At 50.1% G+C, this 21,957-nt stretch carries 15 protein-coding genes; 14 read left to right on the top strand and 1 reads right to left on the bottom strand.

Translation table 11 applies throughout. The features are described 5' to 3' along the window. Positions 1-21 precede the first annotated feature (21 nt). The 7 genes from GRF59_RS09855 to GRF59_RS09825 all read left to right on the top strand — a co-directional run bounded on the left by GRF59_RS09855 (position 22) and on the right by GRF59_RS09825 (position 10,547). Entirely contained in the window at positions 22-2,316 is a 2,295-nt protein-coding gene (locus GRF59_RS09855) for a glycoside hydrolase family 95 protein (RefSeq protein ID WP_160497398.1), read from the top strand. A gap of 147 nt (positions 2,317-2,463) precedes the next feature. Next, positions 2,464-3,591, top strand: a complete 1,128-nt coding sequence (locus GRF59_RS09850) for a glycoside hydrolase family 88 protein (protein ID WP_160497397.1) — start codon at positions 2,464-2,466, stop codon at positions 3,589-3,591. Between the two features lie 198 nt (positions 3,592-3,789). Continuing rightward, positions 3,790-5,514 carry a histidine kinase gene (locus GRF59_RS09845; RefSeq protein ID WP_160497396.1) on the top strand — a complete coding sequence of 575 codons (1,725 nt, stop codon included), beginning with the start codon at positions 3,790-3,792 and terminating at the stop codon, positions 5,512-5,514. Next, positions 5,514-7,109 (top strand): response regulator transcription factor, encoded by a 1,596-nt coding sequence (locus GRF59_RS09840; protein WP_160497395.1) that lies wholly within the window; start codon positions 5,514-5,516, stop codon positions 7,107-7,109. Before GRF59_RS09845 ends, GRF59_RS09840 begins: the two co-directional genes overlap by 1 nt. 155 nt (positions 7,110-7,264) lie before the next feature. Continuing rightward, positions 7,265-8,197, top strand: a complete 933-nt coding sequence (locus tag GRF59_RS09835) for an ABC transporter permease subunit (RefSeq protein ID WP_160497394.1) — start codon at positions 7,265-7,267, stop codon at positions 8,195-8,197. 14 nt (positions 8,198-8,211) lie between these two features. Beyond that, positions 8,212-9,048, top strand: a complete 837-nt coding sequence (locus tag GRF59_RS09830; RefSeq protein ID WP_160497393.1) for a carbohydrate ABC transporter permease — start codon at positions 8,212-8,214, stop codon at positions 9,046-9,048. A gap of 131 nt (positions 9,049-9,179) precedes the next feature. Continuing rightward, positions 9,180-10,547 (top strand): ABC transporter substrate-binding protein, encoded by a 1,368-nt coding sequence (locus tag GRF59_RS09825; RefSeq protein ID WP_160497392.1) that lies wholly within the window; start codon positions 9,180-9,182, stop codon positions 10,545-10,547. 109 nt (positions 10,548-10,656) lie between these two features. Here GRF59_RS09825 and GRF59_RS09820 read toward each other — a convergent pair whose 3' ends face one another. Next, entirely contained in the window at positions 10,657-11,985 is a 1,329-nt protein-coding gene (locus GRF59_RS09820) for an NCS2 family permease (RefSeq protein ID WP_160497391.1), read from the bottom strand. 217 nt (positions 11,986-12,202) lie between these two features. On the opposite strand from GRF59_RS09820, the gene GRF59_RS09815 reads away from it, so the two are divergent. From GRF59_RS09815 to GRF59_RS09785, 7 genes are all read left to right on the top strand, one after another. Then, entirely contained in the window at positions 12,203-12,631 is a 429-nt protein-coding gene (locus GRF59_RS09815; RefSeq protein WP_160498212.1) for a ribonuclease domain-containing protein, read from the top strand. A gap of 19 nt (positions 12,632-12,650) precedes the next feature. Next, positions 12,651-12,923, top strand: a complete 273-nt coding sequence (locus GRF59_RS09810; protein ID WP_160497390.1) for a barstar family protein — start codon at positions 12,651-12,653, stop codon at positions 12,921-12,923. Between the two features lie 182 nt (positions 12,924-13,105). Further along, positions 13,106-13,549, top strand: a complete 444-nt coding sequence (locus tag GRF59_RS09805) for a MarR family winged helix-turn-helix transcriptional regulator (RefSeq protein WP_160497389.1) — start codon at positions 13,106-13,108, stop codon at positions 13,547-13,549. Between the two features lie 12 nt (positions 13,550-13,561). Further along, complete coding sequence (locus GRF59_RS09800; protein ID WP_160497388.1) at positions 13,562-14,248, top strand: SDR family NAD(P)-dependent oxidoreductase; 687 nt, start codon at positions 13,562-13,564, stop codon at positions 14,246-14,248. Positions 14,249-14,501: 253 nt separating this feature from the next. Continuing rightward, on the top strand, positions 14,502-19,151 hold the full coding sequence (locus GRF59_RS09795) for a DUF2252 family protein (protein WP_160497387.1): 4,650 nt from the start codon (positions 14,502-14,504) through the stop codon (positions 19,149-19,151). Positions 19,152-19,367: 216 nt separating this feature from the next. Then, entirely contained in the window at positions 19,368-20,711 is a 1,344-nt protein-coding gene (locus tag GRF59_RS09790) for an extracellular solute-binding protein (protein ID WP_160497386.1), read from the top strand. Positions 20,712-20,867: 156 nt separating this feature from the next. Beyond that, positions 20,868-21,683 (top strand): carbohydrate ABC transporter permease, encoded by an 816-nt coding sequence (locus tag GRF59_RS09785; protein ID WP_237391697.1) that lies wholly within the window; start codon positions 20,868-20,870, stop codon positions 21,681-21,683. Positions 21,684-21,957 lie beyond the last annotated feature (274 nt).

The following is a 21,957-nucleotide window of genomic DNA, read 5'->3' as shown; positions in this document are numbered from 1 at the left end:
TGGTTGGGAGATGAATTGTGCATGGGCAGCAATGATGCATTGTTTGAGAAGCAGCCGGCACGAATATGGACGGAAGCCTTTCCCGTCGGGAACGGCCGCTTGGGTGGCATGATTTTCGGGGGGATTGGGAATGAACGGATTCAGCTGAACGAAGATTCTTTGTGGTACGGTGGCCCCAAAGGAAATGATAACCCGGCTGCCGTTGGCAAACTGGAGGAAATCAGAAGGCTGTTGTTGGAGGGGAAGCCCGAGGAAGCGGAAAGGTTGGCTCTATTGCATATGACCAATGCGCCCAACTATTTTGGCCCTTACCAGCCTTTAGGAGATTTGTTGATCGAGATGGAAGGTCATGAGGCTGCTTCGGATTATGAACGTGTGCTCGATATTCAGGAGGGAGTGGCATCGATCTCCTATCAAGTCGGATCAACGCGGTATGACCGGCACATCTTCTCCAGTGCAGCCGATCAAGTGTTGGTCATGCATTTGACGGCTTCCCGTCCGGGATCTCTTTCCTTGAGGATCAGGATGAGCCGGAGGCCTTACGAAGGAGAAATCCGTAGGGAGGAGGGCGGAATCCTTGCGATGCAAGGACAAGCCGGGCCTGACGGCGTGCATTATGCGGCTGTGATTCAGGCCGTTACACAGGGAGGAGAGCTTCAGGTTGCCTGGAATTACCTGGATATCCGCCATGCCGATTCGGTCACGCTGATCCTTGCCGCCCAGACATCGTTCCGGTGCAGCGACCCTTACAGAGAAGCGTTGGAGCAGGTTGTCCGCGCATCCGCCATGTCATATGAAGAGCTGCGGCAAAGACATATACTCGATCATCGTTCCTTATTTGATAGAGTCGTGCTGGAACTGAGGGGAGATCGTGCAGAGAACGAGAACGCCCGGCAGCTGCCGACTTCAGAACGTCTTCACCATTATCGCCAGGGCGGAATAGATCCGGGGCTTGAAGCTTTATTTTACCAATACGGACGTTATTTGCTGATGGCCAGTTCACGGCCGGGAAGTCTTCCCGCCAATTTGCAAGGAATATGGAATGACAGCTTTACTCCGCCATGGGAATCGGATCTTCATTTGAACATTAACTTGCAGATGAATTACTGGATTGCCGAGACGGGGAATTTAGCGGAATGCCATGAGCCTTTGTTTGATCTGATCGACAGATTGGCCGTAAACGGCCGCCGCACGGCCGCTTCTTTATACGGTGCTCGGGGATTCACGGCCCATACGATGACGAATTTATGGGCGGACACCGGCATATTCGGAGTATACACGACGGCTAACATCTGGCCGACGGGTGGTGCATGGATTGCCCTCCACTTATGGGAGCATTACTTGTATAGCGGCTCAGAAGAGTTTTTACGTGAACGGGCTTATCCTGTGCTGAAGGAGGCCGCTGTGTTTTTCCTGGATTTTTTGACAGAAGACCCGGCCGGGCATCTCGTCACTTCGCCATCATTGTCTCCGGAGAATCGTTATGTCACGGAAGCGGGGGAAACTGGGGCATTATGCTACGGGCCCTCCATGGATTCCCAAATCGTGTACGCTTTATTCAGTGCATGCCTTCAAGCTGCGGAGCGCCTCGATCTGGATGGTCCGCTGCAGATAGAATGGAAGAACGCCCGCAGCAGGCTTCCGCAGCCGCAGATCGGGCAGTACGGCCAGATCATGGAATGGTCCGTCGATTACGATGAGGCCGAGCCGGGTCATCGCCATATTTCCCATCTGTTTGCGCTGCATCCGGGCGAGCAAATATTGCCCCATCGGATGCCGGAACTGGGAGCTGCTGCGAGGCTGACACTCGAACGAAGATTAACCCATGGCGGAGGGCATACCGGATGGAGCCAAGCCTGGATTGCGAATTTTTGGGCCCGATTAGACGATGGCGAGCAGTCATACGGCAGCTTGCGGAATTTATTAAGCAAAGCTGTTCATCCCAATCTCTTCGGAGATCATCCGCCGTTTCAGATTGACGCCAATTTTGGAGGAGCGGCTGCCATGCAAGAGATGCTCCTGCAATCGCATGCAGGCGAAGTCCGCCTGCTGCCTGCGCTGCCGTCCGAATGGCCTTCCGGCCGCGTCACAGGATTATGCGCAAGAGGCGGGTTCATTGTTGATATCGAATGGTCGGCGGGGCAATTGGCAGAGGCGAGGATCGAGTCCAAGCTGGGCAATGAGTGTCTCCTTTACAGTGAAGCGCCGCTTCAAATATTCGGTTCCCTAGATGAACCAATTGCGGTTCATCCGACCCATCATGCTTATTCTTTGTGCATTCCGGCCGGAACCGCCTGGCGGGTTCGATTGAAATGATGAATGGACTCGTCACTTCTTAAAATGATGGATCAAAAAGTCAAAATAGTGCACATCACTGCTAAAATTCACGCGCGTGACGGCAGCTTTTATTCGTTATGATGGTTCTAAATTCGTGAACGAAAACCAAAGGGGGAGAAGGTCATCATGTGGACCGATGCGATTGAAGACGCGATTGCCAAGACATTACAAAATATCGATAGATTCGGAGAGAAATTTCCTCACGTCAGCCGGAACGGAACGTATGAGCTGAACGATAACAATGACTGGACCGATGGATTCTGGTCCGGGATGTTATGGCTCAGTTATGAGTATTCCGGGGATGAACGCTTCCGCCAGGCGGCTGAAGCCACGGTCGCGAGCTTTCATAAGCGTCTGCGGGACCATGTGGTGCTGGACCATCATGATATCGGATTCCTGTATTCTTTATCCTCGAAAGCGCAGTGGATCGTAACCCGGGATGAATCCGCCCGGCAGCTAACGTTGCAGGCGGCCGATGTGCTGATGAAGCGGTGGCGCGAACCCGGCGGTTACATTCAGGCTTGGGGACGGAAGGAAGATGCCAAGGAAGCGGGCCGGATCATTATCGACTGCCTGCTGAACCTTCCGCTGCTGTACTGGGCAAGCGAGCAGACAGGCGACCCCGCCTACCGGGAGGCGGCGGTCTTGCAGGCAGAGAAGTCCAGGCGTTTTTTGGTCAGAGGCGATGACAGCTCCTATCATACGTTCTTTTTTAATCCCGAGACGGGCGAGCCCATCGGCGGAGCGACGCATCAGGGATATTCGAACGGTTCGACCTGGACCCGGGGACAGGCTTGGGGCGTGTACGGATTCGCGCTGTCCTACCGGTATACGAAGAACCCGTTGTTTCTGGAATCCGCGAAACGCCTTGCCCGGTATTTCCTTGAGCATTTGCCGGAGGATCACGTAGCCTACTGGGATTTCAACGCACCTGTACAGGAAGGGACTTACCGGGACAGCTCGGCATCGGCCATCGTGGCGGCGGGGCTGCTGGAACTCCTCTCCCATCTGGAAGATCAGGACTCCGACCGCGCCTATTTTCAGGAAATGCTCCTGAAATCCATGACGAGTCTGGTAGAGCGGTATGCCACCATCGGGGAGGAAGATGCCGAGGGGCTGCTGAAGCACGGTTCGTATTACGTTCATGGAGGAGTGTCCCCCGATGATTACATGATCTGGGGCGATTACTTCTACTTAGAGGCGCTTATGCGCATGGAGAAGGGGATCACCGGCTACTGGCATGAACGTGTTTAATCGCCTGCGGCAGCAACGACGCCGATTAAGTGAATGACAAAAGGTCGGGGGACAAGATACGATAAGACTAGCATGATTATCCAATATAAGTGGACCAGTGAAAAGATAAGGAATTAGGCAAGAGGGAGAAATGATTCTGATTCCTTGCCAATCATTGGTTTAACTTCTATTGAAGCATGAAAGAGGCGAAAGTCAGGCGTGTTCAAGTTGAACTATTACCGGAGAATACAACTTTCATTCCTTTTGTTTATTATCGTACCGATCATCACCGTATCGGTGATTTCTTTTGCGCTGATCAAAGAAACGATGGTAGAGAAGCTGCAATTGACCAATGAGAACTTTTTGAAGGTCATGGTCGATGAAATCGGCAAGACGATCGATGACGTGACGTTCGCTTCCCATTTTATTGTCAATGACACGAGCTTCAGGACGTACTTGAGAAACTTTGCCGACACGGACCGGCTCCGAAGTTACGATGATTATACCAACTTCACCCAGATCAAAGGCGTGTTTTCCCTCATCACGTCCAAGCCGTTGAACAATAACATCCGGATGTATCTGGTGAACCGAAAGCGCTTCATGATTCCGTCGAGCGAGGACGACATGACGGTCGTGAACAGAAACCTGGATGATCTGTACGCCAAAATCGATTTCAACCAACCGGAAACCTTGCAGTGGCTCGGCATGGATAGAGAGGGCTCTGAGCAGAACGGGACCTATTATATTGCCAGAGTCATCTATGATGGCCACGATAAGCAGTATTTATCGGTTCTCATCATCGGTATCTCCGAATCTTATTTTGACAAGCTGCTGAAGCCGGTGGAGTTCGGCAAGGTTGTTCTCTTCGATGCCAAAGGAAGCCGCATTGCCGGGAGTACGGAGTTGTCCGCGCCGGGACCGGGGGGTTCTCCTTCGACCCTTCGCTCAGAAGTGACGCTCGACAAAACGGACTGGACTCTGGTCTATGAGGCCAATAAAGAGGCGTTTACCGGCAAAATATCGCGGACGTTCTATGCGGGGATCGGGGGCGTCATCCTGTTCTTCATCATTTTCTCGATCTCGTCGATGTACATAGCGAAAAGGCTGCATAGACCGATACAAAAACTGCAGCGCGTCGTCCGGCAATTCGGCATGGGCAATCTGGACGTCAGGCTTGAAGTGAAAGGAAGAGATGACATCGCCGAACTGAGCCACACGCTCAATACGATGCTGGATCAGCTCAAGGGATTGATTCATGACATCGAGCATGAACAGGAGCAGAAGCGGGTGATGGAGCTGGAAGCCTTGTTTATGCAGATCCGGCCCCATTTTCTGATCAATACGCTTAATTCGATCAAATGCAGCCTGATTCTGCAGAAGGATCGGCTGCACAGCGGCATTATCGATTCCTTAATGAGCCTGCTTCGCGCGTACATGAAATTTAACGAGCCGACGACTTTACAAGAAGAGTGCGAACTGATGCGGCATTACATCGATATTATGAAAATAAGGAATGAAATTCCGGTGCAGCTGGTGGTCGATCTGGAGCCGGAATTAACGTCTTGGATTATTCCCAAGCTGATGCTGCAGCCCATCATCGAAAATGCCATTGTACACGGGCTCGTGGATCATCCGGATGCGAAAATATGGATCCGCGCAAGCAGGAAGCAAGGCTACTTTACGATTGAAATCGAGGATAACGGCGATGGGATCGAAGAAGCGCGGCGATTACTGCTGAACGAACAGCTGCAAATCCGCGATTCAGGCCCGGATACCCCGTATGACAGGGTGGGATTGCTCAATGTGGCCCAGCGTCTGCGGCTTTATTTTGGCTCCGATGCCGCGATCGCCCTTGTTCCGAATGAGAGGCGCGGAATGACTGCCGTACTTCGAATACCGGTTCACGACGTCCAGGCTATACTTCCAGGGAGGAATGCAATCTGATGCATAAAGTGATGTTGATTGATGATGACGTGCCGATGCTGAAGGTGCTGCAGCAAATGATCGAGTGGGATTCGCTTCAACTGCATATTGTGGGATCGACTTATTCCAGCGCCAAAGCGCTGCATCTGTTTCAAGAGACCTTGCCGGACATTGTCATTACGGATATCGGACTCCCGCAAAAAAACGGAATCGAGCTTGCAGAGGCATTCCGCCACATGAAGCCCGACACCAGGGTCATCTTTTTAACCTGCCATGAAGATTTTCATTATGCTCAGCAGGCGGTAAAGCTGAATGCCGACGATTATTTACTGAAGGATCAACTTACGGCGGAACAGCTTGAGCAGAGTTTGCAAAAGTCGATCCGCCACCTACAATCCAAAGGGGCTCCAATGGATCAAAAAGCTTCGAATTATAACAGCGATCTGTTCAAGCAAGGGCTGATTCAGCGGGTTTTGGACGGCGTGCATCCGGAAGAGACGCGGGAATATGCAGCGGGGCTGGGCATTTCATGGGAATATCCCTGGTTTATGATGGGGATCGTGCATTTGCATTACGCAACGTATGAACAGCTGTACGCTCAAGACAACATTTCGTTGATATCGTACGGCATTTACAATATTGCCGTTGAACTCGCCGCTACGTACGAGGGGATCACGCCGTTTATGGAGCAGAACCACCTGATCGTTTTGTATAATTACAGGCTGAATTTGGCGGGCAACGCTTATTCCCATTTTCAGGCGTATTTACGGGAGCTGCGGTCCAGAACCGGACAATTTTTAAAATTGCGGTTAAATATCGCCGCCGTAACGGATAAGATAGGACTCGCCGCCGTCGGTTCCTGCCATCACCAAATGATCCAGCACAGACATGAGTTTTATGAGAACGGGGACTTCGTGATTTCGGACATGCCGCTCTTACGGCAGCATCTGTTTTTACCTTTTCCGCAAGGTTCTTTGGACAGGTATAAATCGGATATGGAGCGCGCGGTGCTGAAGAATGATGCCCGCAGCATTCAGGAATTGGCTTCATCCATCGGGAATGCGGCAAGAGAGAAGCGGTTTGAGCCAGGGGAATTCGTCCAGGAGGTTATTATACTGCTGCGCGGCATCGATATGATGTTTTCCGGAAGGAAGTCGGATGAGACCAGGTATGCTTATCTCGCCTCGGCGAGAACCTTCGGGGATGTCATGGAACTTGTAGAACGGCAGCTGGTCTATATTGCGCAAAATAAGCAGAAAGGCGCTGCTTCGGGGATTCAAGAACCCAAACTGCAGCTGATTCAGCAATTTATCGAGCAGCATTTGGCCGACAATATTACCTCGATCGATATGGCCCGCTTTTTATATTTGAATTCAAGTTATTTCTCCCGCTATTTCAAGCGCTTGACCGGCGTTAATTTTACGGATTACGTCCATCAATATAAAATGGACATCGCGGCGAAGATGATGAAAAGCTCCGGGCAAACCCTGGAATCTCTTGCAATGGGACTGGGATATTCGGACCGTACCTACTTCTCCAAAGTCTTCAAGAAATACATAGGCATGACGCCCAGCGATTATAAAATGAAGTATGCCGTCAGCAAATACATTCGATAAATAAACCGGTTCGGGTGAAGCGAAAAGTCAAAATCTTACCCGTACCAAGTCAGAATCCATCCTTCGAAAAGGATGGGTTTTTATTATGATAAAAGAAAATAACACGCTAGCAATAAGGCCTTACAGGCCAACTAATCATGTTGAGGTGATGCGAAGTGGAAGCTGCCAAACCAACCTTTACGAACGAGAAGCTTCAGGATTCCCGCAAATTTTGGACCCCGAAACGGAAGGAGGCCCTCGTCGGCTGGTTATTCCTCGCTCCGGAGATTGTGGGGATGCTGCTGCTGAACGTTTTTGCGCTCGGGTTCTCCCTGTATTTAAGCTTTACGTCCTGGAATCTGCTGTCCGGGGTATCAGGCATTAAATTCGCGGGGCTGGAAAATTACATTCATATGCTGCATGATCCGACCATTCTAAAGGCGCTGAAAAACAATCTGATTTATACCGTGCTGACGGTTCCGGTTCCGATCGCGATTGCGCTCGTTCTGGCCGTCCTGATTCATAACAAGGTGTTCTGGAAGGACTACTTCAAGGTTGTATTCTTCATTCCTTATATCTCGTCCATCATTGCGATCGCCGCCGTATGGAGCGCATTATTCCATCCTTCGCTCGGACCGATTAACCAGTTACTGATGGATCTGGGCATCTCCAATCCTCCGAAATGGCTTGTGGATCCGAAAACGTCGCTCATCTCGATTGCCATCATCAGCTCCTGGGCTGGTCTGGGTTATACGATTATCATTTATCTGGCCGGACTCACCAGTATATCGAGTGAGCTATATGAAGCTGCCGAAATCGATGGGGCAACATCCCTGACGAAGTTTTTTAAAATCACGGTTCCTTTGCTTCGTTCAACAACCTTTTTCCTGATCATTACGATGCTCATCGGCTCCTTCAAAGTGTTCGATATTATCTCCTACCTGACAGAAGGCGGTCCTGATAATTCCTCAACAGTGATCGTGTTCCGAATTTACGAAGAAGGGTTCGTGAATTACAACATGGGCTATGCCTCCGCGATCTCTTGGCTATTATTCGCCATTATCGCGATTATTACGGCGGCAACCTGGAAAATGAGAAAAGAAGAATAGGAGGCGAGAAGGACATGCCATTGTTTCGCAAAAATATTTCGAAGCTGATTACGACAATTTTAATGGGAGCGTTGTCCATCTTCTTTTTGATTCCATTCGTATGGATGATTTCCTCGGCGTTTAAATTTGAAAAGGACGTCATGCGGTTTCCCATTGACTGGATTCCTAAATCTATTAATGTAGTGTACAATTTCAAAGCAGTTTGGATGGGGAAAGTACCCTTTTTACATATTTATTTCAACTCGATCAAAGTCGCCGTCATCGTCACCTTCATTACGTTGCTGGTATCCACCATGGCGGCATATTCATTCACCAAGCTGAAATTCCGGGGGAGAAATCTCGTATTTACGGCGCTGCTCGCCTTCATGATCATTCCGGATCAGGCGACGCTCATTCCTCGGTTCATGCTTGTACGCTGGATGGGGCTGTATGATACGCATATTGCGCTGATTCTCATGAGCATGTTTTCGATTTATTTCACGTTTTTGCTCCGCCAATTCATGGTGGGGATCAGCGATGAATATATTGAAGCCGCAAAAATTGATGGGGCGGGACATTTGAGAACCTTTGCCTCGATCATCATTCCGCTCTGCCGCCCTGTTCTGGCTACTGTCGCCATCATTAAATTCATTTGGTCTTGGAACGATTATCAGAATCCGCTCATCTTCTTGCAAACGAAGGATCTGTACACCATTCCGCTTGGAATGACCTTGTTTCGGGATGACTACACGACCAATGACGCGATCATGATGATGGCCTCGCTGTCTGCCATTATTCCTCTGTTGGTGATTTTCATCGTGCTGCAAAAGCAAGTAATTAACGGCATCGCATTGGGCGGGGTGAAAGGCTGAGTGTTTCGGGCGCTCAAAAAGGTCAAAAAAGTAATCCATATACCTCAAAATTATGCACTTGCACACCGCGTCCAATTATTATACTGAGGTTGCAAGAATGAGAGGATCTTCCATCTATAGGGGGCAGAAAAATGAGAAGGAAAAGTAAACGAAATCTTGTCGCTTCACTTTGTCTAATGTTAGCCGTGTTTACCGCGCTGAGCGGATGTGGCAGCAAACCGGACTCTGCCGGCGGTACCGGAAAATCGGACGGGCAGGTAACGCTCAAGTATTATAACTGGGACAATGCGGATCAAGAAGGCGCAACCGACGCGATGCTCAAAGAATTCGAGGCGCAAAATCCGGATATCAAGGTAGAACATGTCGTGCTCGTTCCAGGTAACTCCGTTGAAATGCTGAAAAAACTTGATTTTCTGATTTCGTCCGGTGAAGCGGTCGATGTCGTCAATGTTCCGAGTTCAGGGGCTGTTATTGAAAGAGCAGCCAGAGGGGCGTTAGCTCCACTGAATGATTTGTTCCAAAGCGAAGGGGTTAAACCGGAAGATGAGTATTACGTCAATCCCAAGGTAGGCGACAAGTATTACGGAATGCAGATGACTGCGGGTTATCAGTTCGTGCTGCTGAATAAGGACGCTTTGGACGAAGCGGGATTGCCAGTGCCTAAATACGGCTGGACATGGGACGATTTCCGCGATTACGCGAAAAAGCTCACCAAGGGCGAAGGCGTGGATAAACGTTACGGAACGTATTTCCACACATGGGAGCTGTACATGAACGCGCCTGCCCAGACGGTGATGAAAGATCCGTTCCGTTACGATGACGGTACGACCATCCTTGCGGACCCGACATACAAATATTTCTTCCAGCTTCGGAAGGACATGGAGACCGTCGATAAGTCCGCTAAACCTTACGCCGATACGCTTGCGGCCAAGCTGAACTACCGCAGCGAATTCTTTAGCGGCGACGCAGCGATGCTTCTCTCGGGAAGCTTTATGATCCCGGATCCGGGGAATATAGAACAGTACCCGCATGATTTCAAGACGGCATTCGCGCCGGTTCCGCTTCCTCCGCAAAATGCTCTGCCTAAAGACTATGAAGGCGGCAAATATTTCGTGGGCGGCGGACAGCTCGTCATGGGCGCGACATCCAAGCATAAAGAGGAAGCTTATAAGCTGATGCGGTTTATGACGACAACGGATTCGGAATCGAGATCGGAGTTCGCCGGTGCGAAGAAATCCGACCAGAATAAACTGGTGGACCGTTTGATCGGCAAAAATACAGACAAATACGATGTGGATTCACTCAAAAGCACGCTGTTCGGTCCGGACATTAAATATTTGGATGCCTCCCCGATCGTTACAGTAAGTTCTTCCGATCTGTCCAAGGTCATCGATGACGGGTTCAGCAAATTTATGCTGAGCAACGAACCGATTGAAGTGGTGCAAAAATGGATGGTGGATGAAGCCACCAAAATCATCAATGAGAAGGAAGCCAAGTAATAGAAGAGACACCAGCAAGCGCTTTGAAGATTTAGCCATAGTGGCTGATTAACTAACAAACCCGCCCGAACGCCAATGCGTACGGAGCGGGTTTGTTGGTTAGTCTGGGTTAAAATGCCTGAAGCACAAAATAGATAACGAATAGCAGCGAAACGATATAGAAGAGCGGCTTCACTTTGCGCCATTTGCCTACTGCAATATGGAACAGCGCATAGCTGATGAAACCGATTGCGATACCGTCCACGATGCTGTGCATGAGCGGAATGAACGCGATGATGAAGAACGCGGGAAGGCCTTCTTCCATCCGTTCGAAAGAAATATTGCGAACGGCGGGCATCATCAAGCCGCCAATGAAGATGAGGATCGGCGCTACAGCCTGATCCGGTACGAGCGTAATGACCGGCATCGCGATGAGCGAGAACAAGAACAGCATCCCCGTAACGATCGGGGTCCAGCCTGTTTTTCCCCCGGCCGAAATGCCGGCGGCCGCTTCCACGGTGGAAACCGTCGGGCTTGTGCCGAAGATGCCGCTTAGGAAGACGGTAAACGAAGTGGCTTGAATGACACGCTTGAAGCGTTCCGATCTTCCGCTCATGTTCAATTGCGCGTTAATGAGACCCACGTTCTCGAACACGATGACGAGCGTAAGCGAAAAGACGGCGACGATCACAGTCGTCATCGAGACGCCTTTAAACGAGAGATGGCCGAACACGTCTCCATAGGCGGACCAGGAGGAGCTTCCGACGCTTGCTGCCTTTGAGGGCGCGGCTCCGAATAGATAGGCAAGCACCGTTCCCCCAATTATGGCTAGCAGCAGGTTGCCCGGAACTTTGCGCATATACAGGATGCACGTTAGCGCCAGCGTTGCGAGCGTTACGATCACGCCCGGGTCGGCGAACGACTGCACGGCAATCACCGAGGACGGGTCCGAAACGATCACGCCGCCCTTATGCAAGCCTATGAGGACCAGCATGAGACCGATGCCGACCGAGATGGCTTCCTGAAGCGAAGCGGGGATGGCCGTACGCAACTTCTCGATCAGAGAGGTCATGCTGATGACCAAAAAACAAAGGCCTGACATCATGCCGACGGCCAGCGCCTGCTGCCACGTCAGACCCATGCCTTGAACGAGCGTGTAGGTAAACATGGCGTTAATCCCCATCCCGGGTGCGATAATCAAGGGAGCTTTGCCCCATAAGCCCATAATGAAGCAGCCGACCGCGGATGTGAGGATCGTGGCGACAATACCGGCTTCTTGAGGAATGCCGGCATCCGCCAATATCGATGAATTGACAATAATAATATAGACAATCGCGAAAAAAGACACGGCTCCCGCTAACAGCTCCCGCCGCCAATCGCTAGGAGCGAGACGGGAAGCCGGATTAGGTGAAGTTGTTTCCTTTGCTTGCGATGGCGTCCGACTTTCTTGGTGGACCAATTGAATACCTGCTTTCCATAATAGCCCCTCACCCAACCCTTTCAAATATGAAAGATAGACGGCATGAAGCCGCTATGTGCTCGATTGTAACATATCCATAGTAAAAAAGACTATGATCGAGTCAAATCCGACCTTTGGCGGACAAGAGTGACATGCAGCGAAACTTCGCGTTATGAAAGTCGTACAATATCATGGACCCATTAATAAAGAAGTGAGGATGAAGCGTTTGAAGGCCTTAAAGTCTGTATTGTTTGTATGGTTAAGTTGCATATTGCTTTTGGCTGGCTGCGGGATTAACGAGATCCAGCCGCAATCGGAAAGTTTGACCTCGTTTGAAGGCGTGGCTAACTACATCAAAGCACATCACGAATTGCCGGAAAATTTTATAACCAAAAATGAAGCGAAAAAGCTCGGCTGGGATCCTCAGGGAGGAAACTTGCAAGAAGTCGCGCCTGGGAAAAGCATTGGCGGGGACGTTTTCCAAAACCGCGAAAAAAAATTGCCTTATAAAAAGGGAAGGATATGGTACGAAGCCGATATCAATTACACATCCGGACATCGGGGGAAAGACCGTATCCTCTTTTCCAACGACGGTTTAATATACAAGACAGAGAACCATTACGAGACGTTTGAACAAATCAAGTGAGTCATTGGGGGTTCGGAGATTGCGCAATATCATATTGGATGGCAATATGTTCGATAACAAGAGCCAGCTTCATGCCGTTTTAAAAGAAGCCATGGAGCTTCCGGGCTACTATGGCGGCAATTTAGACGCCTTATGGGATATTCTGACGGGGTGGGCCGACATGCCGCTTACGATCCGGTGGATTCATTTTCAAGAAAGCGAAGAGAAACTCGGGGAATACAGCCGGCAGCTGTTAGCGCTTTTCCGGGACGCGGAGAAAGAAATCGAAGGTTTTCATTTAGAGCTCGAATAATAAAATAAAGCGTAGCTTGGGATGCCGCAATGCCCTTAATCCCCGCCTGAAGAGGCGGGTTTTTCTTTGTCTGGGAGGAGGACATCAAAGAGGACTATGAACGATGGATTTACAAACGGGAGATCACGCAATATAATTCATTTGTATATACAAATGAATTTTGGCTCAAAGGGGGTGGTTTGATGGAGAGTCCCGATTCCGATTATTTGCTAAGTCACTGCTTGTATTTTACTGCTGCGCGATTCGGAAGACATATGGAAAAACTGGCCGTCGAGGCATTCGCATCGTTAGATATTCCGCCCTCATACGGGTATATGATCATCACGATCAATGATCACCCAGGCATAACCCAAAAAGAACTATGCCATAAACTTACGATAGCTCCCTCTACGAGTACAAGATTCATCGATAAACTCGTGAACCAATCGCTTGCGAAACGAAAGCAGGAGGGAAAACACATCTTGTTATTTTTGACGGATGAAGGTAGAGCGATGTGCAACGAAATTTACGAATGCTTCAATAAAATATACATGCGTCATTTAGAAATACTGAATAGCAGTCACAGTCAAGAACTGATCCGTTTGCTTCACGAAGCCAATGAAATTATGGAAAAAAACAATCGATAAGGAGTGTTGGAAATGAGTTTATTGACGAATCGAGTTGCGATCGTTACAGGTGCAGGTACCGGTTTGGGGAGAGCGGCCGCAATCCGGCTTGCGGCCGAAGGAGCGGAGGTTGTCCTCGTTGGACGCCGTCAAGAAAAGCTGGAGGAAGTCGCTCAGATCATTGAGCAGACTAACGGCCGAGCCATTGTATATGCAGCAGATGTCACCAATCCAGACGAGGTTGAGCGGCTGCGCGATCATGTGTTGGCACAGGCGGGACGTGTTGACGTGTTAATTAACAATGCCGGAGGTACGGGTACATACAGCACCATTCATGACATGGATTTTGAGGTTTGGGATCAGGTGATCCGTCTCAATTTATACAGTTCCTTCATCGTAACTCATGCATTCCTCCCTGTCATGAGGAAACAGCAATATGGCCGCATCGTATCGATTACTTCAGCGATGGCGAATTTTGTGTACGCGGGGCTAGGGGCATATTCCGCAGCGAAAGCGGGATTGGAAGGATTAATGAGAACGGTGGCGGACGAGGAAAAAGATAGCGGCATACTGGTGAACATGTTCGATCCTGGCAATTTGAAAACAGAACAAAATCCATATGGAGAGGGAGATCCTGCGAGCGTTGTCGATACGATCGCGGATTTGGCATCCTTGCCCGAAAATGGATCTAACGGACAGGTCTTCAGAGCCAATGAATGACACGAATCTCTACTTATAAATCAATGGAAGACGTATGGGGAAGACTGCCTTTGCGCAGAGCGGCTTAAGATGGGGAGTATCGCTTCCTTGGACTGAGCATTCGGCTTGAAATCAATTCTCGACAGAAAGCATGGTTCACAAAATCTGTGAACCATGCTCTTTGTGCTATATTCATAGAATTTACATTGCGCAAATCCTCCGATTACATAATGAACATAAAATTAATATAACTACATTTACATGGAGGATTTGAATGCCACACTTTAACCGCAAGGACCTTTGGGTCAAGAAAATAACGATTGCGATCATGGCTGCGCTGCTGCTTGATCCAGCCGCATCCAGCCTGGGTTGGGGCGGCCATACGGCTCATGCGGAAGAAAGCGATACCGCTTCAGACGACGTTAATGCCAATCCGCCTTCTGCGGAGGAACAACCAAACGACAGCAATGACGCAACCGAAAATGAAGAGAACGAAGTCAGTTCCGAAATTCCGGAAAACCCGGGGGACGCCCAGTCAGCGGAAGATCCGGATGTTCCTTTTGCTTCGTTGGAGAGCTATGCGGTGCCGGAGTCGGACAAGCCGGTCGTCATCAGCAAAGTTTTCGGTGGAGGCAGCCAGAACGAAGATGCGCTCTACAAATATGATTTCGTTGAGCTGTATAATCCGGCAGATACCGAGGTAAGTTTATCGGGCTGGTCCGTTCAATATGCCGTAAGCACGGCCAAAACGGATAGCACCTCGTGGCAGGTGACTCCGCTTCACGGGACAATTCCCGCCAAGGGTTACTATTTAATTCAAGAGGCAGCCAGTAAAAGCACGCTTAATGGTCCGGATCTGCCCACCCCGGATGATACGGGGAGCATCGACATGGACAATAAAGACGGCAAAGTCGCATTGGTAGCCGGTACGGTCGCATTAACGACCGCCAATCCGGCCAAACCTGCGGCTTCTTCGCTGGTCGATTTCGTCGGATACGGTGCGGCACCAAGCTATGACGGCTCTGGCGCTGCGCCGACGCCATCCGCGCAAAAGACGCTGGTCCGCAAAGCGGAGGACCCTGTTCTGGGTACCGGAGTACCAAGCATTATCGGCAGCGACGCGGAGCTGTACGGGAACGGCTGGAACACGCATGATAACAAAGCAGATTTCGATATCGCTACGCTCGGAACTTTCGCACCTCATAATGCGATGTCTTTAACGCCTCTATCGGCCAAAGCCGATGCGAATTTACATACGGTCAAAATGGCTAATCTGCGGGAAATCAGCGCTTCCGACGCACAGTTTGTCGTAACCATGACTACCGGCTCCCTGAAGCAGGGAGAGCTGAATCCGCAGGATTACGAAGTCGGCGGCTTGCCTGCAGGCTTGTCCGTGACCCGGGCGGAAGCCGATCCGCAGCTTCATCAAGTGACGTTCACGATTGGCGGCACGACTACTGCGGATGTAACGTCCAGCGTGGAGCTTGGGATCGTGATCCGCAAATCGGCCGTGTCGTCCGGGGCTTATGACGATTCCCGCACGGTTAGAGGGATCACGCTGGAGAACAACACGCCGAAAATTAGCGGCGAACTGGTATCGAACACGTTAGCCATGAGGGGGCCGACTACTGCTTCCGGATCGTTCGCCATCCGGGTCAAGACGGGAACCGTCAAAGAAGGCGAGCTTACGGATGGTGAATTTACCGTAACCGGCCTGCCTGAGGGATTGAAGGTTCAGGCTATTGGCGATGCGGTGTCCAATCAAGTCATCTTCACGGTTAGCGGGACCGCCGTTACGCCAATCATCGAGGCGGTGCCGCTGACGGTCGTGCTCAAAGCTTCTGCCGTTGTCACAGAAGGGTCGCTCGACTCCGAGCCGATGACAGGGATCATGCTGGACCGATACAAGACACCGGTTCAAGCGGATGAGAAGCGGAGGGCGGAGTTGACGCAGCGGATTCGAGAGGGCAACGCGTATTATAACGATCCGGATGCCAAGAGCTATAAGTACGGAACCTCCGGCATGGCAGCCACGGCTGCGGCTTTTTACCGCGGAGCCCCATACTTGATGTATCAGGATCTCGGTGCCGCCATTCCGATCCCGGACAGCTGGAAGAAGCTCGTGAACGTGAAAACATGGATCGAAGGGGATGCGCACATCGCCAACGTCGGCTTTTACGATGATAAGCCGGGACAGATCATTTTTGATCTGAACGACTTTGACGGATCGTATATCGCCCCTTTCTACCTGGATTTGCTCCGGATGACATCGAGCCTGTATCTGACCCGCGACTCTGAGAAACTGGGCCTCTCGGATGCGGAGATCAGAGACATGGCCACGGATATGTTGAATGAATATATGTTGACGCTGCAAACCCTGATCGGCAACGATAACAAGAATACGGCAGCAACGAAGCTGGACATGAACCATGTTAACGACGGATTCACGAAAACGATCATGACCAAGCTGGCCAAGAAGACCCAGCTCGATCATTTGATCAAGTGGACTGTGCCGACTGCGGACGGCAAGCATTCTACCGGCGTGTTTAACGTGGCAGGCAAAACGGATAAATACCGTCAGCCGAGCAGCGCCGAGAGAGCGGAAGTGGAGCTGAACTGGCAGAAGTACGTGGATACGCTGGCTCCGGACTTTGTGCAGGCGAAGCTGGCGGAAAACCCGGATTATTTCAAGATCAAGGACGTTGCCGTACGCATCTACCAGGGACTGGGAAGCATCGGGTCGCAACGGTATAATGTGCTGATCGAAGGGCCGACGGCAAGCCATGACGATGATATCATTTTGGATGTGAAGCAAGCCTTCAAGCCGGATATGTTCGAAAATGCGGACGGCGCAGAAACGACGCCATACGATTCTTTTCCTGGCGGAGACGGTGCGAGAGTGAAAACAGCCTATGAAAAATTATCGCTGGATGCCGAACCATTCCTTGGCTATTTCAACAGCAGCACCCGTTCTTTCTTCGTCCATAAAATTTCCCTGTATAAAGGGGATTACGAGGATGCGTCTGGAGGAACGTTCAAGACGAAGGAAAATCTTGCCGACTACGTCGGTTATATCGCCAAAGCTTATGCTTATGGGCATGCGCGTTCTTCAGGCCCGGATGATGCATTTGAAAAAAGCGTCATCTCCCAGGTCTACGATAGCGGCGAGCAGTGGAAATCGTTCGAAACGACTCTGCTGAACTTGGGCGAAGATTATTACAGACAGGTTGCGTCGGATTATGAGCTGATGAAGGCGGATCTGATCGGCGGCAAATTAATCGATGTGGCCGGTTTGAGCGCACTTGGTTTGAACGGCGCTTCATTGTCGCCTGCATTCGCTACGGATAAGCTGAACTATACCGCTTCGGTTGGCAGCGACGTATCGTCCATCGAGATGACGGTTTCTTCGCTAGACGGCAAAGCGTCGATGACAGTCAACGGTGCGGCTTATACAACCGGAACGCCGAAAGTGATCGAGCTTCGTCCGGGAGCGAACCGAATCGACGTGATCGTGACGGCGCAGGATGGAGGCACGACCCAAACCTATACCGTTGAGATTCAGCGGCAGGGGTCTACTGGCGGTGGAAATGACGGAAACGGCGGGAACACTGGAGGAAATACCGGTGGCAACGGCGGCGATGGCGGGAATGCAGGTGGAAATACGGGAAGCAACAACGGCAATACCGGTAATGGATCCGGCTCAGGAACGACCACATCACCGGGACAAGGGAATACGGGCGGTTTGGCTCCGGAACCGATCGTCATCGATGCCGATAAATTCGGAAAAGCATTGTCCGACGCGCAGTCGGGTCCTTCCAAGGATCATCAACTGATTTTTAATGTGACAGAGCATGCGACCAACGGGCTGGTTATCCAGCTCCCGCTTGAGAAACTGCAGGAAGCTTCAAAGCTGCTGCCGGACTTGAAGCTCACGGTGAATACCGAAGCGGGCAGCTATAGCCTGCTGGTCCAGACGATTGATTTCGAGAGCCTTGTCAAAGGTTTGGGAGTACAGGGGGGAGCAGGAACCTTCAACATTCGAATCGCACCGATTGCCGGACCGAATCTAGCGGATGCGCAGGCGAAGCTGAAGGCAGCGAACCTGGAACCCGTGAGCGCTACCGTTGAATTTGCATTATTTGCGGAATTGAACGGAAAGCAGTCGGACATCTCTCATTTGGGCAAACACTATTCATCCATGGTCATTCCTTACACAACGAAGAATCCTGCGAACGAGCTGGTGGTCGTGAGAATCAATGCGGATGGAACGACAACGGTCGTACCGGCTGTTTTCGCGGATGGAAAAGCGGCGTTCTACAGCCCGGATACGGGCATCTACGCGGTGGCGCATGCAATGCCGCGGACCTTCGCGGATATAACCAAGCACTGGGCAAAAAGCGAAATCGAACTGCTTGCAGGCAAACGGATCGTGCAGGGAACTTCGGCAGAAGCCTTTTCTCCCGATAAAGTGATGAGCCGGGCGGAATTGACGTCGCTCTTTACCAAGGCGTTCGCGCTTCAGGAAGATCAAGCATCGGCCGGATTCAGCGATGTTGCTGCTGCAGCCTGGTACGCAGGCGCAATCGGCGCTGCTTCCAAAGCAGGCATCGTCACGGGTTTCCCGGGGGGAGAATTCAAGCCTTCCGAAGCACTCACCCGCGAACAGATGGCCGTGATGATGGTGAAAGCCGCCGAGCTGGCCGGCAAGCCGCTCCAGAGATTGTCGGGTGCAGGCGCAGCAGTCCCGTTCAAGGACGCCGACCGCATCAGCGGGTACGCGCAAACAGCCGTGAACCTGTGCCGCGAGGCCGGAATCATTCGTGGGAACCCGGATGGAAGCTTCTCCCCGGCAGCTCCGGTCACTAGGGCTGAGGCCGCGGTCATGATCAAGCAGCTGTTGCAGCAAATCGGATTTATGAATTGATGATTATGCAACATTTCTCATAAATACTTATTTTAAACCACCTTCATCCGAAGGTGGTTTTTTGCTTTTATTCGTATTTCTATGCCTCTATTGTGGATATTTCCCCGTCATTTAGAGGAATGTATCCCCTTACATTAATTCCAACTATTGTATGATAAGAACAGACAGCAGAAGTCGAAACAAAACACAAAAAAACATTTTAAGGGGGATTTGCAAGTGAAAAGGTCATCTTTAGCTCTACTAAGCATGCTCATGGTATTCACTATGTTCCTGGCGGCTTGCGGTAACAAAACTGAGGAAAAAAATACGGCAAGCGAAACGCCAAAAACGGAAACGGAAACTCCGAAAGAAACGGAAGCTCCGAAAAAAGACGTATCCCTGCGTGTGTTCTCGACCTTCGGCGGAACAGATACCGCTCGCGAAGCTTTCCAAGCTGCGCTGGATGAGTTTACATCGAAAAATCCTAATGTAAAAATTGAAAACGATACCATGTCTGCAAATGATGACGGTTTCAGAACGAAAGTCAATACCGACATGAACTCCGGCAACGAGCCTGACCTGCTCTTCTACTTCGTCGGCACTGACGCGCAAGGCTTCGTAGATGCAGGCAAAGTGGTTCCGTTGAACGATATCTTGGATGCAGACGCTGAATGGAAAGCAGGCTTCTCCCCAGCAGCTCTGGAAAATACAAGACAAAAAGACGGCAATATCTATGCTGCTCCACTTACAGGTTTCTATGAAGGATTGTTCGTAAATAAGAAAATTTTCGCGGACAACAACCTCGAGCTTCCTACAGACTGGGAAAAAATGAAAACAGCCGTTTCGACCCTGTCCAAAAAAGGAATTATTCCGCTCGCGGCACCATTTGACCAATCTCACTACGTCATCGAGCACTTTATCCTGTCCGCTGCTGGTGCTAAAGGCCATAACGCAGGTCTGGCAGACGGCATCGATCCAAACTGGGAAAAAGGCTACGCTGCTATGAAGGAACTGTATGACCTGGGAGCATTCCCTAAAGATGCGGCAACCATCGACCTTGGCATGGCTTCCAACTACTATGCCGAAGGTAAAGCAGCTATGATCATTGAAGGTTCTTGGGCTATGAACAACTGGAAAGAACCGAACGTGATCGACAACACAACGGTTCTTCCGTTCCCTGCGATCCCAGGCGGCGTTGGCACAGGTAAAGACGCTATCGGTGGTTTCGGAACAGGCTTCTACCTTACCAAAGCAACTTATGACAATGCAGACAAAAAAGATGCTGCAGTCGCATTGTTGAAACACATGACTTCTCCTGCGGTTATCGAGAAAATCGCAATTGCTAACGGTGGTACTCCAGCTGCAGCTAACGTTGAAATCAAAGGCGTAAATCAAACGGCAACGGACGGATTCGCGATGGCAGCAAGTGCTACTTCTGTCAACAACCCTATCGACTCGATGGTAGCTCCTGAAACCTTCTCCACGTTGCGTGCAGGTGTTCAAGCGGTCGTAACAGGTAAGAAGTCACCAGCTGACGCGGTTAAAGAGGCAAAAGATATCGAGGACGCTAATAAAAAGTAATCTTATCTTTTGAGAGATTCTGAATTAGTTAACAAAACGCCGTCCTCTTTTGAGGCGGCGTCATCTTTTAAATACCCGAATGCTAGAGAAAATAAAACTCAAGTGGTGATAAATATGAAGGGCGATCGAAAGTATATCTGGATCTTTTTGTTCCCTATGGCTGCGTTTTTGACCGTTTTTTTATACTATCCGTTTTTCAAAAGCGTGTATTTCAGTTTCTACAGAACCAAAGGATTCTTCGATAAAAAGTTTATCGGATGGGACAACTATGATCGGTTGTTCTCAGATAAACTGCTGGGCGCAGCAACGCTGCATACGCTGGAAATTCTGGTGTATGTCCTAGTCTTCCAGGTGGGCATCGCTTTGGTGCTTGCGGTTATGGTGGATAATATCAATAAGTTCAAAGGTTTTTTCAGATCCGTGTTTTTCTTTCCTGTCGTCATTTCCGGTACAGCTATTTCCTTGCTGTTCGTTTTATTCTATAACTATAACTTTGGGTTGCTCAATAGTATCTTGGCGAACTTTGGACTTGAGAAAGTGCTGTGGCTGAGTGAGAACAACGCGCTTAAAGCCATCGCGGTTCCGACCGTTTGGCATTATGTCGGATTTTATTTCGTGTTGTTCGTGACGGCCATGTCTAAGATTCCTGAAGATTATTACGATGCGGCCAAGCTTGAGGGAATTACGGGCGTTAAGAAAATGGTGAAGCTTACCATCCCGCTGATTCTTAGCGATATCAAGGTTGTTATCACGCTTGCCATTACCGGTACACTCAAAGTGTTTGACTTTGTCTGGGTTATTTCCAGAGCACAAAACGGTACGGATGTGCTGGGAACCTATATGTACAAAAAGGCAATGGTCGATCAAAACTTCGGTTACGGCTCTACGGTTGCGATCTATATGGTCGTACTCGGGGTTGTTATCGCATTGCTTGCGAATCGTTTGTTAAAGAGCGAAGAAATCACATACTAAGCTGTTTATTAGGGGTGTTATTGTTATGCAGCCAGCTATTAGTAATGGACAACAGATCCAGCACACAAAATCGAAACGACATTTTCGTTTTGGTACGGCCTTCATGTATATCATATTGTCAGCCTGGGCTTTAACCACGATTTATCCGATGTTTTGGATCATTAATAACTCATTCAAGGTATCCCGGGATGTCATGAATAAATCATTTTCATTAGCTTTAGACCCTGTATGGATTAACTATACAACAGCCTTTGAAAGAATAAACATTGGAAAA

The sequence above is a fragment of the Paenibacillus dendrobii genome, assembly GCF_009807035.1.
Lineage (GTDB): Bacteria > Bacillota > Bacilli > Paenibacillales > Paenibacillaceae > Paenibacillus_AQ > Paenibacillus_AQ dendrobii.
This window is presented reverse-complemented; position numbering and strand designations above follow the sequence as displayed.

Bases quoted from the DNA above. Each gene is read 5' to 3' on its own strand.
- GRF59_RS09855 (WP_160497398.1), top strand. From the start codon at position 22: ATGGGCAGCAATGATGCATTGTTTGAGAAGCAGCCGGCACGAATATGG.
- GRF59_RS09850 (WP_160497397.1), top strand. From the start codon at position 2,464: ATGTGGACCGATGCGATTGAAGACGCGATTGCCAAGACATTACAAAAT.
- GRF59_RS09840 (WP_160497395.1), top strand. From the start codon at position 5,514: ATGCATAAAGTGATGTTGATTGATGATGACGTGCCGATGCTGAAGGTG.
- GRF59_RS09830 (WP_160497393.1), top strand. From the start codon at position 8,212: ATGCCATTGTTTCGCAAAAATATTTCGAAGCTGATTACGACAATTTTA.
- GRF59_RS09825 (WP_160497392.1), top strand. From the start codon at position 9,180: ATGAGAAGGAAAAGTAAACGAAATCTTGTCGCTTCACTTTGTCTAATG.
- GRF59_RS09815 (WP_160498212.1), top strand. From the start codon at position 12,203: ATGAAGCGTTTGAAGGCCTTAAAGTCTGTATTGTTTGTATGGTTAAGT.
- GRF59_RS09805 (WP_160497389.1), top strand. From the start codon at position 13,106: ATGGAGAGTCCCGATTCCGATTATTTGCTAAGTCACTGCTTGTATTTT.
- GRF59_RS09800 (WP_160497388.1), top strand. From the start codon at position 13,562: ATGAGTTTATTGACGAATCGAGTTGCGATCGTTACAGGTGCAGGTACC.
- GRF59_RS09795 (WP_160497387.1), top strand. From the start codon at position 14,502: ATGCCACACTTTAACCGCAAGGACCTTTGGGTCAAGAAAATAACGATT.
- GRF59_RS09785 (WP_237391697.1), top strand. From the start codon at position 20,868: ATGGCTGCGTTTTTGACCGTTTTTTTATACTATCCGTTTTTCAAAAGC.